Source organism: Paraburkholderia fungorum (genome assembly GCF_003610895.1).
Classification (GTDB): Bacteria; Pseudomonadota; Gammaproteobacteria; order Burkholderiales; family Burkholderiaceae; genus Paraburkholderia; species Paraburkholderia fungorum_B.
This window is the reverse complement of sequence record NZ_MCAS01000023.1, coordinates 183,820-202,452: the sequence shown is the minus strand read 5'-3', so window position 1 is coordinate 202,452 and position 18,633 is coordinate 183,820. Positions and strand designations below refer to the sequence as shown.

The following is an 18,633-nucleotide window of genomic DNA, read 5'->3' as shown; positions in this document are numbered from 1 at the left end:
AACCCACCTTCCGTATAACCCATTCGATACTTCCATGCGGCGCCACACGATTGCCCAGCTCGATTTCCCGGATAAGAATCGGCGTTCTGACGAAAATTTACCAATACTCTTTTTAGGATTTATTTTGGTACATTATAATGTTTCTCACTGAACCGCTTTAGCTACAGCCCATGAACTTCCCAGCACGCCTGATCCAGGTGCGAAAATCACGTGACCTCACCCAGCAAGAACTGGCCAAGGCCGCAGCATTGCACGTCAATCAAGTTCGTCGCTACGAAGCAGGGTCGGCGCAGCCTACCTTAGAGGCCCTGACACGTCTGGCACAGACGCTCAATGTCAGTCTGGATGAACTGGTGTTTGATGAGAATGAGCGCGGCCCGTCCGATGACTTGCGTTTGCAGTTCGAGGCAGTCAGCCAGATGCCCGACGAAGACCGCAACATCGTCAAGGCGCTGCTCGATGGAATGATCCTCAGGCACCGCGCCAAGCAGATCATCAGCGGCTAGGCAGACCGTTACGATCGAACAACAGCAGGAGAGCTGATGTAAACGAAGCGCGGGCGATGAGTGCTACCAACACTCATCGCCCGCTGACCACAACCAACTCAGCAAAGGAGTTGATCATGGCTAACGCCAATGTTAAACCACGTCGCGCTCGCGACGAACGTGCCACGCGCATTTCCGTTGCGCTTGAAGCAAACCGCACACACGAACATGAGAGACATACGGCCTTCCCGTGGATGCAGATCACCGATGCAATGCTCGAACGCGCTGGCTTCCTGCCCGGACAGCAAGTCCTGTTCAGCGTCGATTACCGCTACGGTCACATCACCATCACCCCGGACTATGACTACAGGATTGCCGGCAAATACGTGAGCGGGCAAGAAGCGGAAGAGACGCGGCAGCGACTCAGCAGACGGAAATAACCGACATCTACAAACAGCAAACCCGGCCGTAGCCGGGTTTGCTGTTTGTGAAGCTTTAGTTGCCTTTGATCAGTTCGAGTCCAATCTCCAGTTTTTGTCGAACATCACGCGAATGCTGCTTCTCTCGATAAGCACCAACGTCCAAGATTTTTAGCAGTAGAGGATTCCCCTCTGCATAATTGCCCCGTGGAATTTCAGTTTCCGCGACTTCCGTTCGACTCACAAGCACCCAGTAAACATCCTCTGCCTGTTCTAGTATCCAATGCACCACAAAGGCATGACTTAGTTCTGGAAAGAAGCGACGCAGAGCCCCACTCAAAGTATCTGCCTCGCTACCAGCAAGCAGGCTCGCAGAACTTTGAAGCAGATCCTGCCGCATTGCTTCTATTGCCCTCTGCTTATTTGTGCTCATTTCAATTTCCTGGAGCGTGTTAGATGGTATCGACGCCCCCGGCAACGGGCAAAGCAGGAGCACAGTGGCAGAGAACAGCTTCCGATGTAGTCAGCTGTACAGTGGAGCCGTCGAACACCCGAACGCAACGGCTCACGCTGGAGGTTTCCAAATGAAGGCGCACGTCATCGGCATGGATATCGCCAAGCATGTCTTCCAGTTGCATACTGGTCGACGTTGCGACCGGGAAGGTCGAGCGTATGAAACCCAAGCGAGGTGAGGTATCGAATTTCTTCGCAAAGAGGGAACGCGCATTTGTAGCGATTGAAGCCTGCGGTGGCGCTCATTACTGGGCCCGACAACTGCAATGCAGAGCAACGCATTGCGCAGCCTCCTGTATGAGTTCGGCGAAATTCTCTCCGAAGGCTACCACCCATTCACAAAGGAAATCGTGCCGGCATTGGCCAGAGCCTCCGAACGTCTGCCAGCGATGTTGTCGAGAGCTTGCGCGAGCAGCGGGCCCGCATACAGGCACTCAACGAAGATATTGCAATGCTGGAGCGCTGACTCTCGAATGCGTTCAGAGACAGTGTCGAATGCCAGCGTATCGCAGATATTTTTCAGACGATGATACGTTAATCAACAAGAAAGACTTTCATTGCACCTATTTTTTGAGCTGGATCAACGGACAAATCGCACGACGTCCCGTGCAGCTCTAATCCACTCGATCTGCCGTCATTAAATGCATAAAAAACCTCATCAACATCATCATATTCCAGTGCGAAATATTCTTTCAAGTCACGAATTTCATCACCCAACCCAACTTTTCCACAAATCAAACCTCGATAGCTGTACTTTTCCCTGAAATAAATTGTTATTGATTTCAAATTACCACTCTTAAAATACAGTAAAGCAACGTCACTTTGCCAACCATAGCTCTGATCCTCCATCATTTTGAAGCGTATCACCGCTTCGTCTGAAGAAATATCCAGCCGTATCGGGCAGGAATTGTCAATTTGAAAGACATTTTCCGAAATTTCGCAGTCTTTGAGCAGGCTTACCACATTGGTGTAGCTAGTTCCTAAATCAAGATTTAACAATGATTTTCCGGGCACAGGTTGAGCTATCCAATCTAGAGTCATCGCATCACTTCCAAGTTTTCGAGGCCGGGTCATAGGTTATGACTTTACCACCGGTGGTTCACAAATGTAGTTCTGCCACCATTTTCTGGCCAGCCTGTCACACGATAGGTCGCAGGATCAATTATTTTTAGCTCAGAACCATCTTTGTAGGTAAATTTATAATACTGGCCTTGGTGTGTAGAATCAACAAAGGCGGGACTGTATTGCACCTTCCCTGCCAAACACTACTCCAAGCACGCCCGAGACAATCTTGCCGGCCGCCCATTCGAACGCCAAGTTTTATTCCAACCATTACACGTCAACCTCGACAACAGACTCCAAAGATTGAGGTATTTCAAGAAAGTGACGCCAGCCCTTCAAAGCGGCCTTCCATTCGCTTAATTTAAAATTTCCATCGGGCTGGCCCATCCAATCCTCATCGACCTCAATATAAACTTGCACTCCAGTAGATTTAATCGTCAAAGTAACATCGCCCCCCTTTTTCTATCTCAGCTTGATTCCCGATCTCAACGTCGTTGATGTTTTTCAGGAGGCGGTCACAGTCATCAGTTCCTTGGGTGACAGAACTCAACACCTCGCATAGGTACTGGTTATAACGTTTCGCGCCTTCACCATCCATCGCCTTTGGCTGCCAATGAAATACCCGGCCAAGCTTTGGATGAACTCCAACATCCACATAAGAAAATCTAATCTTCATAACTATTCACCCCCACTTTGCAGGTCGATGCCGCGCGCAACGTTCGGCACGACGCTTTGCCCGGAGATGTGCGCGCCTCGCGCGTCGATTTCGCCATCCGTCCAGCCGCTCCTGCGACTTGCCCGCTCGATCTATCGCACCGCCTGCAAGCGACTCATGAGTTGCTGTCTGGATAGCGCCCCTCCTTAGCCTCTTTGACCTCCTCCGACCGCGAACAAGCGGGCTCATCAAGTGATAACTCGACGAGTTCATCATGGCCAATTTTCGGAAGCAGTGCGGAAAGTCGTTCAAATACATCAAGTTCTATTACCCCCCACTCCATCAACCCTGTTAGATAACCGTGCCAAATCAGCGCAACTTGATCAGTTGCACCGCGCCATCCGATTTGTCGAGTTATTCTTTCGCGCAGTTCATTTTCGGTTGGGTAGCCAATAATTTTTGCAATCATTGCGGCAACCCCGGAACAAAGACCGCTCCCTGCGATGTAATGACGGATATGCTTTTAATTTTCGAACCAGATTTAGTATTTGCGGAAAATGCCCTATCAATTCCACGTTGCGCAATTTCAGGCGTCATACCAGACTGATTGCAAGCATCAATAATAATGTTGCCAGACTGCCCGCGCGCATCTATTGCAGTACTCGAAGTCGATTTCAACAGTCCATCGGAATCCAGTTTGACCACCTCAGTCGCAATCTTCAACTCACACTTAATTCCATCAATGAAGAAGTCCGCCGATCGGCCATCATTGATCGATGGAATAACCTGCACCGCTTTTACACCAGCTGCCGTTTCACTGACGAAACTCAGTTGTGCCGGCGTCGGTCCTTTCGTTGAGCCGATAAGTTTACCCGCGGCATCGCCTCCAGCGTCTACGGCCGACAGTGGCACGCCCCCGCCCGTGCTTCCCGTCGAATCCGACCCGGTGACGGCGATGCGCGGGCTCGGCCGGAACCAGCACCTTAATCACGGATCGAGTTCTCAATAGGTAAATCACGATTGTCGGGCCGGTTCATTCTCACCCAAAATACGCAACTCAAACCCCTGCGCCTGCACCAAGATACTAACGGATGAGGAAAATCCGTGAAGACTTCCCTCCAGTCTATAGGTAAAAAAATTCTCTGAAGCAGAGCCAGAATAAGCAAAGACAGCAGGCTCTTGCCAAATCACCTTATCGCCTTCGCGCACATAAGTAGAAACAGAGAATTCAAACCTTTTAACCCCAGTAAACACCAACTGACAATGCCCAACAAAACCCTCTGAATTTTTTCGAAAAAAATACTTATCAAAATCTCCAAATACGGCAAGCCAATGATTCACGTAAATGGCTGCATCTTTCCCATCAAAAATATGCGCCCCATACTGACACTCAGATGCCCCGAGTGACGCCCAACAGTCCTTGATTATTTTCATTCCCACTCCTCATTTTTTAACAAAAACAATTGTTCGCATCGTACTCATCTGAATCGGCGAACCGTCCGTACGAACAAACCCCAACCCTTGATATTCAGGCAGAAGACCACCCTGATATTGAATCTTCAATCCCAGCACGTCAAGCTGGCTTGCATTTGGTATAGAATAAAAATATGGATTGGCTTCGTTTCCGTTGATCACAATCTTTCCGCCTGATTCCGTTATCCGAGCGGCTTCCGGCAAAAAATCCATCATCGAGTTGGTACCTCCTGCAGATTTTGGGATGAAGGGGTTATTTGCCACCACCGTTGCCTGACTATTACTAGGAATGTTCGGCATACTCCGAGCATCGCTCGCGACTGCTGATGCATCCGTTGGCCCAACGCCCACGGCGCCGGGCACTTTTGGACCACTGGCGTCAGTAAACAATTCGACTGTTCCACCGGTTTTCACGCCTCCAACGGCAGGAGATGGAACAACGCCTGCCCCGCTGCTTCCCGCGGCGTTCGTCCCCGGTGACGGCGATGCGCTTGCCCCATTCCCGTACGGTTGATTTCGCCCAGCGTTAGCCGCAGTGTCAAGGCTCCCGCTACCGTTCTTCAGCGAACCACCCGCCTCCGCTGCCGCGTTAGCACTATCGACTGTGGTGCTTACCGCTTTGCCACCTAAAGCAGCTCCAGCGTCACGACCTAAGTAGCCCGCAATCGCGCTCGCAATATCCTTCGCAGCACCGCTGGCCAGTCCCCCGCCCATCCATGCGGCGATCGTCTGCTCAATGTCCGTGAATGGCGTAATGGCATCCGGTGAAGTCCCCGCCCGCTTGACGAGATCATCGACAAACGCCGTCACCTGTGCGTTCGACGCCCCGTTCGGCGCGATGTAGTACTGCGGACCGATGCCGATTGATGCAGGCGTCTCGCCAGGAGCTAATGCGGCTTTCGTGCCTCCTGGCGTACCAAAAATCGACGAATCGTTGAATTGATCCTTGGTGGACTGGAACGTCTTCACCGCGCTGCCATCTGCGACAACGACGCCACTGGTACCAACAATTGGAATGCCCGACATCTTCCGGATCTCATCCTGTGCGATTCCCAGATTCGTCATGAACGTCTGATAAGCCTGACTGTTACCCGAAGCTTTCGCTGCTTGCGCAAGTTGCGTCTCGTACTGACCGAGCTGCTGCGCTGCCTGCGCATCGACCTTTGCCCCAGCCGCGAGCGTCAGCATATTGGTCCAGTAGTCCGTCAGCGTTTGCCGGTCTGCGTCTGTCTTGCCGATATACGCCGCGATCGCACTCGCGACCTTTGCAATCAAGTCGCGTTCCTGCGGATGCAACTGCCGGTTATACAGATCGGCATTCAATCCCCCACCCGCACCACTCATCGCGCCGGCCGAGCCGCCCAATGCACCGCCCACCGCGGCACCAGCTATCCCCGCTGCCACGTTCGACAGCAACTTGCCACCCACCGTATCGCCCAGCGCACCACTTGCGGCAGTGCCAGCAATGTCGCCCGCCACCGTTCCAGCAACTGCGCCAGCTACATTGCCTCCGCCCATAGCAGCACCGAGACCTGATACGACAGCGTGTGATGCAATACGAGCCGCCCCATTATTTTCATCCCACAGTGCCTCTTGCTGCTGCGCCGCCGTAATGTCGGCCTGCGCCTGTGCCATACCAGCCTCGTCGCCGTTCTTTTGTGCATTTGCTTTGGCCAGCACCGCCGCGGCTTCTTTTGCTGCAGCCTTGCTCTCTAACGCGTCCGCGATGTCTCCCGCCACCTGCATCCCGACCTGGCCCGTCATCTGCTGCACCGCCATGTCGTTCTGCACGTTCTGCACGTTGAATGTGTTCTGAACCGAGCCGTTTGCATTCGCCGTGTTACGGCTCAAACCTGCCGTACTGTCGCGACCCGTACCCGCATCGCCGCGTACCGTGATCTTCCCCGCACTTACCGCCGCGTACGTCGTGCCTGACGCGCTATCGCCCGTCCCTGCCATCCCAAAACCGCTCGGTCCAAGCCCCTGCGAATTCTGCGGCCCAGGCGTACTGCTCCCGGCCTGCTTCACCGGTGTCTTCAAATTCACACCGTTCGCCGTGCTCTGACCGAAACTGCCGCTCACGCTAAAGCCAAGCGACGAGCCCGAGTAGCTCGCCGTGTTCTGCAGGTTTGTGTAGCCGAGCGTCTGCGTCGAAAGGCTGTTCTTATCCGGTGTCGCGGTACTCGCAATCGCCCCGCCATCGAGTTGCGTATGGTTGCCGACGTTGATGTTGTACCCGCCATTGCCCGCAAAGAATCCGCTTTGCTGGTTCACCGACTGGAAACGATCCTTGATAGTCTGATCGCTCATGCTCGCCGAACCCTGAACCGTCGTGCCATAGCAGATCGGCGGAATGCACAGGCTCATCTGGAAGCCCGCGCTCGTCTGCTTGCTGTCGTACGTGTTGGTGTCCTGCTGGCTCGCGATGTTCAGATCGCGTCCGACGTTCGCATCGACCGTATTGCCCGCCACTTCCGCACCACGTACATTCGTGTCGCGTCCGCTCGTAATCGATATCTTGTCGGTCGCGTTGATCTGCGTATCGCGGTTGGTCACGCCGTTGCCGTTGGCATGTCCGCTCGCCGTATTCGCGGCGAGTTCGATCGTGAAGCCGTTCTGTTGCCCGCCCAAGGCTGCGCCGACACCGATACTTCCGCCGCTGCTGCTGTTGTGGCTCGACTCCTGGCTCGTGTCCTGCGCGCTCTGCAGATTGATGTCGCGTGCCGCATTCAGCACGACGCCCTGCCCGGAAATCTGGGTGCCGCGTGCGTTGATGTCACCATCCGTCGCGAAACCGTTTGCGTCCTTCGTGCCGCTTCCCGTCGCGATCACACTAACAGTGCCGCCCGCGTGCAACGTGCTGCCGTCGTTCGCCAACTGGCTGCTCTGCGAGTCGCTGCTGCTCGAACCACCTCCGATACTCACCGTTGCCTTAATCAGCGCCTGTCCGGTCGGACCTGTTGCGGTCGCGACCTTATACGCGTTGTATACCGCGAGCCCTGCCTGTGCCGTCTCCAACGCGGCCAGGCGCGAATCCCCAGCGTGGCTCGCATTGTTCATGCTCTGGTTGACCGTCGCGATCGCATTGCCCACCGCACCGCCCAGCGCCAGGCTCACGCCGAACTGGCTCGAACTCTGGCTCGCACTGTTCTGCATCGCGTCCGTGCCCGGATCGAGATTTACGTTCTTGCCGATCAGAGTCAGATCTTTGCCTGCGCTCAGATCGGCCCCAGCCACCGTTACATCCTGATTCGCGTCCAGCGTCACACTTCCGTTGCCGCTCACGATCTGGCTGCGCATCGTGCTCTGCGTCTGCGCAGCCGTGTCCTGTACACCGTGGCTATTCGCTACGCCGACGGTGAAGCCCGTGGCCGTGCCGTTGCTGCCCAGACTGCCGATCTTGTGACTGCTCGAATCCTGATGGCTCGCACTCGTATCGAGCCCGGCCAGCACATTGATCGCGCCCTGGCTCGCCACCAGATCGACACCCTGCGTTCCGCTGATGCCTGAACCGATCACGTTGATGTCGCCGGTCTTGCTCTTCACCACTACGCTGTTGCCGGACACCATCGTCGCAGTCTGCGTGGTCTGCGCCTGCGTGCCGTTCGAACTGCTGCGGCTCGCGTTGTAGGGCGACGGGCTCGTGCCGCCGCTATTCGCAGTACCGCTCACCCAGCGGGTCAGGTCGCCAAGACCCGGCGACGCGAGCGAAATGCCCATACTGGAACTGCTCGACTGAGTGCTCTGCTGCAACTGATCGGTCGACGACTGCAGCGTGACATTTCGATTCGCCGCCAGCGAGACGGTGCCGCCCGCGCTGATCGTCGAGCCGATGATCGACAGATCGCCGTCGATCGGCTGGCCGTTCGCATCCTTCACGGCACCGCCCGTTGCGCTCACCGACACATTGCCGCCGCCACGGATCGTGCTGCCCGCATTGGTCAGGCTCGACATGTCGGTCGTGCTCGAACTCTGACTACGTCCGTACGATACGGAAATCGACGGCGTATCGGCCGCGCTCGCGCCTATTCCGTTCAGGACGTTCTGTGTCCGCTGGAAGGCATTGCCGGACGACGCATCCGCTCTCGCGTTGCGGACCGCGTCCAGCGGCGTTCCGGTCACTGCAACGGTCAGACCGCTCGAACGCGCCTCCTGCTGATTGTGAGACTGCGCACTGTCCTGACTTGGATCGATCGTGACGTTCTGGCCCGTGATACTGATGTTGCCCGTCGCGCCAGTGACGTCGCCTTTCGCCTTCCCAGCGACGATATCGCTGCCGCCAATATGAACATCCTTACCCGCCGTGATCGACACATTGCCCTGCCCCGCACCGACGATGCTGCGCGCCTGGCTCTGCGTGACGGAGTTCGCATCGTACTGATCCTTCTGCTCGCTCGAGCCGACGCTGAAACCGAAGCCGCCGCTTCCCGACAGTCCCGAGTGCTTGACGTCATGGAATTCGGAATCCTGATAAGTATCAGTCGCAGCAAGGATATTCACGCTGCCCTTCGCAGCGAGCGAGACAGCGTTCGTTCCGGCAATACTGCTGCCGGTCACGTTAATGTCCTTGCCGCTGGAGATCGACACACTGTCTGCCGAAATGGTGCTGCCGTCGGCCTGAGTCGTCGTCTGGTCGACGCGATTGACCGCACTCGTGTGGCTCGCCACGCCGCTATGGCTATGCGACTCGTTCGAGTTGTCGACATGCGTTTCCGTGGTCGCACCGACATTAACGTTGCCTCCCGCCATCAGCAACGCATTGCCCTTATCGAGCGACACCGTGCTACCCGTGATATTAAGGTCCTTGCCCGACATGATCGCGAGACTGTTGCCGCTCTTGAGCGTCGTACCCGTCACCGCGTCGTCGGACGTATGCAGCGTCTCCGCGTAGCTGCCGTGATGGTCGCTGCCCGAACTGTTGCTGTCCAACGTCGACGTCGCGGTCGCCGCGTGTAGCGTCACGTTACCGCCGGCCACTACGGCCCCACCACCGCCTAGGTTGATGTTCGCACCAGTCGCAGTAAGATCGCCGCCCACGCCGATCAGGGACGCCCCGCCCACCTTCACGCTGCTGCCCACGTCGGTCACGAAATGCGTGTCGGATATACCATTCGCGCGAGCAACCACCTTCGTCTCGCCGGTCTGCAGCGCGCCAAGCGTCCAGTTGCCGCCGATGCTCATGCCCAGCGCACCGCCCACGTTCAGGCTGGCCGCGTTCTGTTCAAAGTTGCCGCCCGTCGTGATCGCCGCGTTGCCCGTTACGTTGATGCTGGCCGCGGGCCCAAGCGTCGTCGTAACCCGCGTTGCACCGGTGCTGCTGACCTGGTTGAGCGTGTTCGCCGCCGTGTTCAGAACCAGGTTGCCGTCCGTCTTCAGCCCCAGGCTTCCCGCATTGAGGGTCGCCGACGTGAGGTTCACATCACCCGTCGTCGTCAGCGACATTTGCCCGCCGCTTTGCAGCGTGCCGAACGAACTGTCGATGCTCTGCCCGCTGATCGCGAAGCTGTTTTCCGCCTTGATCGTGCCGCTGTTGGTGACCGACTGCGCGTTCTTCAGATCGATGTCCGTCGCCGCGATAACCGGACCGTTACCCATGTTTTCCTGGCTAGCCTTCGCCAGATAAACCACCGGCACGAGCACGGATTGCCCGTCGACAATCTGCGTCTGCATGATGACGACGTTGCTGGTCAATTGTGCCACCTGCTCAGGCGACAGACCCGTGCCGGGCGCCAGATCGACCGACTTCGCGAGTGCGGCGCCCGACGTCATCAGGGTTTTGAATTCGTCCTGCGTATTTGCGTAGTTCGTCAGCACCGACTTCCCGGTCATCGACAGGATCTGATCCTGCACGAGCTTCTGCTCGTAGAACCCGTCGCCCAGCCGCAACTGGGTCTTGGCGGGGTTCATGCCCATCTGCTGGAAGTAGTAGTCACTCGAGAGCCACTGCTGCTGGCTCGTAAAGGCCGGGTTCGTCTCGATCAGATACGGCGCGTTCGGCGCGGTGTCCGCGCTGAAGAGGCCGCCTTTGGGCACCGTGATGTTGTTGAGTACGTTGACCGCGGCAGCAGCAGCGATAGTCGGATTATTGAAGTTCGCGAGGCCGCTGTTGACGAGGCGGCCACCCTGGATTGCCACCACGGCCGCATGCACGCCACCGCCCGTGCCGACCGATCCGCTCACCACACCCGCGCCGATCGCTCCCACGCCGTACGCGCCGATCGTTCCGCTCACGGAGCCCGCGCCGTTACCCGACACGGTCTGCCCCGGCAGAAGCCCGAGCGGCGTCACCCCTGCGTTGCCCGCCGTGTTGTTGATCGTCACGCCCGTGCCGGTCAGCGTACCGCCCGCCTTGAACGAAGATTCGTACGCCGGCAGCGCATAAGTGCGTGTGTCGGCCGGCGCCGCCTGTGTGTAGCCACCCGGACGGGAGCCGACGAACGGGGCATCGCCGAACGGCAACTGCCAGTTGTGCTCGCTGTTGTCGTAGTTGTCGTAGTGATATTCGCCCGAGTAGGTGACCTGCACCTTCGGCGCGCTCTGGCCTTGCCAGCTGTTCTGGTCGATCGTGGCGGGCGACGCGATGTTGCCCGTCGCGGCCACCTGGCTCCAGTAGTTCTGGAACGTCCCGACCGACGACGCTTTCAGGTTGCCGCCGGCGAGAATCTGCGCCCCCGGACTGACGGACGTGACCGTATTGGCGACGGCAACGCCCGTAAAAGTCGTGTATTGGTATGTGCTGTTCCACTGGCCGCCGTGCGGCGGATCGGTAGGCACGCCGCCGATCATCGTCGGGGAGCCCTTGGAACCCATGACCTGCGGATTGCCCGGCCCACACGCGGCCATGTCCGTGGCGGTACAGCCGGACAGGCTGATCCCAAGACTTTGCAGCAGCGTTGGATCGACCGACGACGTGAAGCCGCCCGTGGTCATCACGCGCCGGGTGTTCGTCACCTGGTTCGCGTCGATCTCCATGTCGCCGCCCGACTGGATCAGCGCGGACTGATTGCGAACCAGATTCGCGTTGGTGTAATTGCCGCTCCCGTCCTTGCCGCCAGCCAGCACAACCTTGCCCAGACCGTAGATCGAGGTCATCGCCTGCGCGTCGGTCGCGGTCGTGTCGTCACGGTTCTCGATGTCCGGTGCAAGCAACTCGAGCGTGCCTGCGCTATCGGTCGCACCGATCAGCGCGGTGGTGCCCAGATTCGACAAACTCTGCGTCGCATTCAACGACGCGCTGCCACCCACGATCGTGCCCGTATTGGTCAACGTGTTCGAGTGCGTGGTGAGCAGGCCGCCGGCCCCGAGCATCCCCGAATTCTGGATGTCGCCCGCATTGATGTTGAGCGCGTTCACGGCGGAGAGAGCGCCGCCGTTGCTGAACGTGCCGGGCAGCGTGAAGCTCAGATCGTGGCCCGCCTTGAAACCGTAATTCGGCGAGGTGGTGAAGTTCCCTTGCAGGTTCAACGAAAGATCGTTGACCGCGCTATACGTGCCGCCGCCCGCCAGCGCATTCGCGGTAACCGACAGATTCCGCGATGCATTGATCTGGCCACTCGTACTGGTCAGCGTGCCCGTCGCGATCCCGACGTCGCCCGTCGTGCTGGCGACATTGCCGATTTTCCCGCCGCTGTTGTCCAGATTGCCGGCGTTGATCTGCAAGTTCACGCCGCTCAGTTGCCCGCCCTGCGTGTTGGAGACGGCTGTCGCATTTAGCGTCACGTTGCCGTTACCGCTGATCGCGCCCATACCGGACGCACCACCCGCATTGCTGTTGGTGATCTGGCTGCCGCCGTTGAGGGTCGTCGCGCCATTCCCGAGGTTGGTGATCGCCCCGCCCGAGTTGTCGATCGACGATGCGGCGAGGCTCAGCGTGCTGCCGGCCACCGCGCCACCCGCGCCGATAACGCCGCCGGCATTGATCAGTTGACCGCCACTGGTCGCGCTCAGCCCTGTGCCCGACGACAACCGTCCGTTCGTATTGTTCAGCGTGCCCTGAACGGTCGCGGTCATGACGCCCTGCGAAGCCAGCTTGCCCCCGGTGTTGTCGAGATTGCCGACGGACACTGACGCCTGTCCATTGGTCACGATCTTGCCGCCGACGTTCGTCAGCGACCCCGCGCCATTACCTGGGTTGACCGTCAGCGTGCCGGTGCCGGCGTGCGTGATCGTGCCGCCGTTGTTGTCCACGGACGCGGAAGCGAGCGTCAGGTCCGTGCTATTGGTCTGGATCAAGCCGCCGTTCGAATTGTCGAGCGTGCCGCTCACGCCGAGACTCATCGGACCGGTCCCGAGCTGCGTGATCGTGCCGCCTTCGTTCGTCAGGTTGGTCGTGGTGACGCCCAACTGGTTCGTCGTGATCCGGCCATTGCTGTTGTCGAGCTGCGCAATCGACATCGTCACCGCGTTGCCGCTCACGACGCCGCTCGCGTTTCTGAATGACGCGGCATTCGCCGTGATCGCCTGCGCGCTCAACGTTCCGTTACCGTTGTCGAGCATGCCGCTCACCGTGGTGTTGAGATTCTGTCCTGCCGTGATGCTGCCGCCGTTTGTTAGCGACGCGGCCTGCACCGTGCTATTGCCCGACGCAGCGATCGTCCCGCCGGTGTTCGTGATGCTCGAGCCGCTCGTGACGCCGAGGTTTCCGTTCGATTGGAGTTGCCCCCGGGTGTTGTTCAGGGCGCCGGCGATCGTCGCGCTCAACCCCGACTGCCCTCCGATACTCCCGCCCGTGTTGTCCACGCTGCCCGCATTCAACGCGACCTGCCCGTTGCTGACAATCGAGCCACCTACGTTGGTGACGGCGCCCGTGCCACTGGCTGCGTTGACCGACAGCGTCCCGGTCCCGGCGTGCGTAATGGTTCCGCCGTTGTTGTTCAGTGCCGCAGGCGCAAGCGTCAGGTCGGTGCTTTTTGTCTGGATCAAACCACTGTTGGAATTGTCGAGCGTGCCGCTCACGCCGAGCCCCATTGCGCCGGTCCCGAGCTGCGTGATCGAGCCACGTTCGTTCGTCAGGTTCGTGGCGGCCAGGCTGAGCTGGTTCGTCGTGATCTTCCCGCCGCTGTTGTCGAGCTGCGGCGCGGTAACCGAGACGTTATTGGCGCTGATCGTGCCATTCGCATTCCTGAGCGACGCGGCATTCGCCGTGACCGTCTGCGCGCTCAGCGTGCCCCCGCTGTTGTCCAACGTGCCGGTGACGGTGGTGTTGAGATTCTGACCCGCTGTCACACTGCCGCTGTTCGTCAGCGAAGCCGATTGCACGGACCCGTTATTCGCCGCGGCGATCGTCCCATTGGTGTTCGTAATGGCCGCACCGCTCGTAACGCTCAGGTCAGCGTTCGATTCAAGCTGTCCGTTCGTATTGTTCAATGCACCGGCGACAGTCGCATTCAATCCGGTCTGGGCGGAAATCATGCCGCCCGTGTCGTCCACGCTGCCGGCCGACAGATTCGCCAGACCGTTCGTCACGATCTTGCCGCCGATGTTCGTCAGCGCCCCGTTGCCGTTGCCTGCATTGATCGTCAGCGTGCCGGTGCCGGCATGGGTGATCGTGCCGCCGTTGTTGTTCAAGGTGGACGGTGCAAGCGTCAGGTCTGCGCTGTTGGTCTGAATCACGCCACCGCTCGAGTTGTCGAGCGTGCCGCTGACATTCACGCCCATAGCCCCCGAACCGATCTGGGTAAGCGCGCCGTTCTGGTTCGTCAGGTTCGTGGCGCTGACATTGAGCTGGTTCGCCGTGATCTTCCCGCCGCTGTTGTCGAACTGCGGCGCGGTGACCGACACGGTATTGGCGCTGATCGTCCCATTCGCGTTCCTGAGCGACGCCGCGTTCGCCTGGAGCGTCGCGCCGCTCATCGATCCGCCGCTGTTGTCGAGGGTTCCCGAAGCCGTCACGCCCAGGTTCCGCGCGGCCGTGACCGTGCCGCTGTTAGTGAGCGTTGCCGCGTTGATCGTCGCATTGCCGTTGCCGCCGATCACGCCGCCCGTCGTACCCTGCGCGGTGGTGCCCGCCGCGTTCGTGATCTGGCCGCTCGCTGTCAACGTGAAGCCATCGCCGTTGCCCGACACAATTCGTCCGGCCGTGTTCTGCACGTTCACGCCCGACACGTTCACCGCGCCGGCCGCTTCGAGCCGCCCTGCCGTATTGCCGATGTCGCCGCTCGACGCCACGTTGAGCGACTGTGCCGACGTAATCGAGCCGGAACCGTTCTGCAGACTGCCGGCGGCAATCGTCGCTACGCCATTCGTGCCGATACTGCCGTGACCGTTGTCGAGCGCACCCGTCTGCACTTTCAGCGCGCCCGTGCCCACCTGGCTGATCGTCCCGTTCGCGTTGGTCAGACTGCCCGAGTGGATCGTGGTGTTTTGCGCGTTCGTCGTGAACGTGCCGCCGGTATTGTCGAGAGCGCCTGACACGCTCAGCGTCGTGTCGCTCGCGCCGGTTTGCGACAGCGTGCCGCCGCGATTTGACATGCCACCGGCTGTTACGCTCAGCTGCGTGGCGCCCATCTTCCCCTGGTCGTTCGTGACGGTTCCCGCGGCGTTGACCGTCAAGCTAGCGCCCGTCTGCAGTGACGCGCCGGTATGGACGATGTTGCCCGTGTCGCCGCCGGCACCGGTGGTCGTCAGGGATGCATTGCCCTTCGCCAGCGTTTGCCCACCGGCCATGTTCAAACTGCTGCCCGACAGCGCGAGATTGCCACCCGCCATCTGCTTGCCAACTGCCGTCACGCCACCTGTACCGGTCACCGCGAGACTGCCGGTTCCCGTGACATTGCCGTTCGCGTCGATCCCCGCACCGAGCGAGCCGGTCGAGTTGACGCTCGCCGCCGTGACGTTCGTGTTGCCGAGCGCGGCCAGGGTGCCGCTGTTGTTTAGCTGACCCTGGCTGTTCAGTGCCGTGTTTTGTGTCGCGTAGACCGAGCCGCTGTTCGTCACGTCGCTCGCCGCCGAGATCGCGACGTTGCCGTTCGCGCTCGTTCCACCAGACAAGGTCACCTTGCCCTGGCTGCTGACCTGCACGTCGCCCGATTGCGCCGCGATCGTGCCGGCGCTATTGACGCCGACACCGGTCTCCGTGCCCATCAGCATGATCTTGCCCGCGTACATGCCGCCGAGTTGCGCGACGTCGATCGCCACGCCTGGACTGTTACCGTCCGGACCGAGCGATTGCGCGTTCAGGTCGCTGTGGCGCACGTCGTTGTTGCCCGCCACGACATTGAGCGACTGCCCCGCCCACACCTTGCCGTTGATCGCCACGCTACGCGCGATCAGGTCGACCTGGTCGACGTTGCTGCCGTTAAGGCCCGCCGTGCCGATCTGGATCTGGCCGCCTGTCACGTGAAATGCATCCAGACTGCCCGTGCCACCGAAGACCGGCGTGCCTGTGGTCAGAATCCCGCGGCTCGTGTTGATAAACCCGCAACCGTTACAGTAGATGCCGGCCGGGTTGGCAATGACCACCTCCGCTCTTTGCCCTGCCACCTCGGTGTAGCCGAGCAACTGGCTCGCATTGCCACCCACGACCTGATTCACGATGACGCGCGCGCTACCGGCGCCGAGATTCGGGTTACCCGTCACATACCCGCCAAGCTGGGTCTGCACGTTGCCTGCCGAATTGTTCAGGATCAAACCCGATGGACCGACGTTGTACTGCGTGTAGGGATTGTTCGATACGCCGACCGCGTTTGGCGTGGCGATCTGAACGATCGGCAGTCCATTTGCCGTCACACCGACGGCCGGCCTGCTGCCGCTCGTGGGCGCCGCGACCACTTGCGCGTCGGCCCACTGCGGCTGCATGCCGAGCGCGCACAATGCCGCGAACGCGACGTGCCGCATCGACAGCATGTCGATGAAGCCCACACCCGCATGCAGCAAAGGCGCTCGCCCAGTCGTGCCGGCCGAGCGCCCCTTTCCAGAACCCGTTGCTGTTTCCTGCACAGCCGTCCAGAGGCCACGCGCAGCATTGAAAATGACGCGATAAATATTCTTGTTCATAGCAGGAAACTCACGCTGAAACCCGCCACCGGCCAGCGGTTCGGGAAACGGTCCGGCTGGTACAACGGACCGCCGATGAAAACGTCATAGCTGACGTGCTTGAATGCACTACCGCGCAGGCCGACGACGGCCCCCGCCAGACGGCGGCCCAGCAGGTTGTTCGCTTCGGGACCGAAGACCTCGCCACCGTCGATGCCGAAGTACAGCGCCTGGCCGAAACGCGCCAAAGGAATCTCGAGGTCATTGCGCATGAACACGCCCTTCTCGGCGGCCAGCATCGTGTTGCCGTCGAAACCGCGCACGGTATAGCGGCTGCCGATCGCGAAGTACTCGGTGGGGTACAGCACGTTAGGCGTGTTCTGCGCACGCACCGTTGCCGAATAGCGCAGCGGAAAACCCGCGATGGTGAATGGCACGCTCAACGTCGCGTCGACTGTTTCCATGTGGTAGTAGTACGTGGGCACACCCGCGCCCACGCCCGGCAAATCCGGCTGCGCGCCGAACCACGGTACGCCCCACCGATACGCAAGCGTGCTGTCGAGTTGTGCCGCGCCGATGTAATGCTTGTGTTCCCAGCCAACTTCCGCGTAGCTGTTATCGCGGTGTTGAATGCCGATTTCCGTACCGTCGATGAAGGCTTCGCTGAAGCGCTTGCCGACGCGGAACTCGAGCATGTTTTTCTGCACCTGGTTGCGATAGAACTGGTACTCCGTCTTCACGTCGAAGGTGCTGGACTTGCCGCTCGATACCAGCGTCGAGAACGCGCCCGCGATCTGCTGGTGGTAGTCGTACTGGCTGGCCGTGGCGGTGAATGTCCAGTTACCCCATGGGATCGAGTAGTACGCGTTGCTGCCATGCGTACCGTATTGGCTCGTATGACCGTTGATGTCATGGGTGTAGCCAATGTTGAGAAGGTCGGACAGGCCAAGCGGATTGTCGAGCGTGAAGCTCACGTTGCCCTGGAACTGGCCGGTCGACTTGAGCCCGCTGTCGTCGGCGCCCACGGCCAGCGACCACGGCTTCGTGCGCTTGACCGTAATCACGACATCGCTTTCACCGGTGGACGGTCCAGGCACGATCTGCATCTCGACGTCCTGATTCGGCACGCGCTTCATCTGCTCGAGACCCTGTTCGAGATTGCGCAGATTCAGCAGATCGCCCGCCCGCGTCGGAAACGCATTGCGCCACGTGCCGTACGTCGAGGGATCAGCGAAGCGAATCGCACTGATGACACCCGGGATCAGTTGGAGCTTCAGCTTACCGGTCGACATATCCTGCGGCGTGATGACAACGCGGGTGGTCGAGTAACCCTTCTCGATGATGCGGGCCATCAGTCGATGCACGATCAGATTGAGTCCCTCACGTCCGATGCATTGACCGCGATAGCGTTGCAGGTCGTCGTTGGCGAAAGTCAATTCGCCCGGAAACAGGGGATTGGGCAACAACGCGCGCGCGCCGGCCGACTCCACTGCATCGCTCAAACCGGGCGGCACTTCCAGCGTCAGTTCGTCGACCTTGAAGCACGGTGTTTCGACGGGAACCTTGCCGTCGTCTTCAGTCGGACGCTCGACCGGTTGAAGCGCAACATTTGGCGCGTTGATCGCGCGCTCGCGCTCGATCGACTGCTCCTGTGCACGGCGACGCTGCTCCTGTTCGCCAAGCGGATCGGTTGCCTGCGCGTGTGCCACGGATACGTGCGAGGCTGCGGACAATGCAACACATATCGACACAAGCCGACCCAACGTTCGCCCCTGTGCGTAACCGGTGCCCGCGAATCCGCGCGCCGCTTTCGGCGGCCGCGCAATCCGGCCGAGTCTGTTCTTCTTCATTTACGTCGATCGTGTTATCGCGCCGGAATCGACGCAGTTCGGATTGGCCCACATCGGGGTTTGCGCGTGAACCGATTCCGTCAACCAGCCCGCTGATAGCGCTGGAATCGTTACAGGTCAGCTGATTGGCAATTGCCCGGGCATGAATGCCGGCGTTGTGGAGTGAAGCGCGCGCCGTGTCGATGTGGAAACGGCGATAGGTG

General features: G+C 59.5%; 11 protein-coding genes. 2 read left to right on the top strand and 9 right to left on the bottom strand.

Annotated elements, in window-relative coordinates:
• Positions 1-170 precede the first annotated feature (170 nt).
• Both BCY88_RS21630 and BCY88_RS39585 read left to right on the top strand, forming a co-directional pair.
• Positions 171-506 (top strand): helix-turn-helix domain-containing protein, encoded by a 336-nt coding sequence (locus tag BCY88_RS21630; RefSeq protein WP_120346219.1) that lies wholly within the window; start codon positions 171-173, stop codon positions 504-506.
• Positions 507-622: 116 nt separating this feature from the next.
• On the top strand, positions 623-925 hold the full coding sequence (locus BCY88_RS39585) for a hypothetical protein (protein ID WP_147408542.1): 303 nt from the start codon (positions 623-625) through the stop codon (positions 923-925).
• A gap of 55 nt (positions 926-980) precedes the next feature.
• On the opposite strand, the gene BCY88_RS21620 is transcribed toward BCY88_RS39585, so the two are convergent.
• The 9 genes from BCY88_RS21620 to BCY88_RS21595 all read right to left on the bottom strand — a co-directional run bounded on the left by BCY88_RS21620 (position 981) and on the right by BCY88_RS21595 (position 18,430).
• Positions 981-1,337 carry a hypothetical protein gene (locus tag BCY88_RS21620; protein ID WP_120346217.1) on the bottom strand — a complete coding sequence of 119 codons (357 nt, stop codon included), beginning with the start codon at positions 1,335-1,337 and terminating at the stop codon, positions 981-983.
• A gap of 19 nt (positions 1,338-1,356) precedes the next feature.
• Positions 1,357-1,542: a hypothetical protein gene (locus BCY88_RS39580; RefSeq protein ID WP_147408541.1), complete on the bottom strand. Its 186-nt coding sequence runs from the start codon at positions 1,540-1,542 to the stop codon at positions 1,357-1,359.
• Between the two features lie 409 nt (positions 1,543-1,951).
• Positions 1,952-2,458: a hypothetical protein gene (locus BCY88_RS21615; protein WP_147408540.1), complete on the bottom strand. Its 507-nt coding sequence runs from the start codon at positions 2,456-2,458 to the stop codon at positions 1,952-1,954.
• Between the two features lie 451 nt (positions 2,459-2,909).
• The gene (locus tag BCY88_RS39575) at positions 2,910-3,155 is read right to left on the bottom strand and encodes a hypothetical protein (RefSeq protein ID WP_147408539.1); all 246 of its coding nucleotides are present in this window, start codon (positions 3,153-3,155) and stop codon (positions 2,910-2,912) included.
• A gap of 154 nt (positions 3,156-3,309) precedes the next feature.
• Positions 3,310-3,603: a hypothetical protein gene (locus BCY88_RS21610; RefSeq protein ID WP_120346215.1), complete on the bottom strand. Its 294-nt coding sequence runs from the start codon at positions 3,601-3,603 to the stop codon at positions 3,310-3,312.
• The gene (locus BCY88_RS39570; protein WP_147408538.1) at positions 3,600-4,046 is read right to left on the bottom strand and encodes a hypothetical protein; all 447 of its coding nucleotides are present in this window, start codon (positions 4,044-4,046) and stop codon (positions 3,600-3,602) included. The genes BCY88_RS21610 and BCY88_RS39570 overlap by 4 nt, the downstream gene beginning before the upstream one ends.
• Before the next feature lie 102 nt (positions 4,047-4,148).
• Positions 4,149-4,568, bottom strand: coding sequence for a hypothetical protein (locus tag BCY88_RS21605; RefSeq protein WP_120346214.1), 420 nt, complete (start codon positions 4,566-4,568; stop codon positions 4,149-4,151).
• Positions 4,569-4,577: 9 nt separating this feature from the next.
• Complete coding sequence (locus BCY88_RS21600) at positions 4,578-16,601, bottom strand: hemagglutinin repeat-containing protein (RefSeq protein WP_120346213.1); 12,024 nt, start codon at positions 16,599-16,601, stop codon at positions 4,578-4,580.
• On the bottom strand, positions 16,598-18,430 hold the full coding sequence (locus BCY88_RS21595) for a ShlB/FhaC/HecB family hemolysin secretion/activation protein (RefSeq protein ID WP_120346212.1): 1,833 nt from the start codon (positions 18,428-18,430) through the stop codon (positions 16,598-16,600). Before BCY88_RS21595 ends, BCY88_RS21600 begins: the two co-directional genes overlap by 4 nt.
• Positions 18,431-18,633 lie beyond the last annotated feature (203 nt).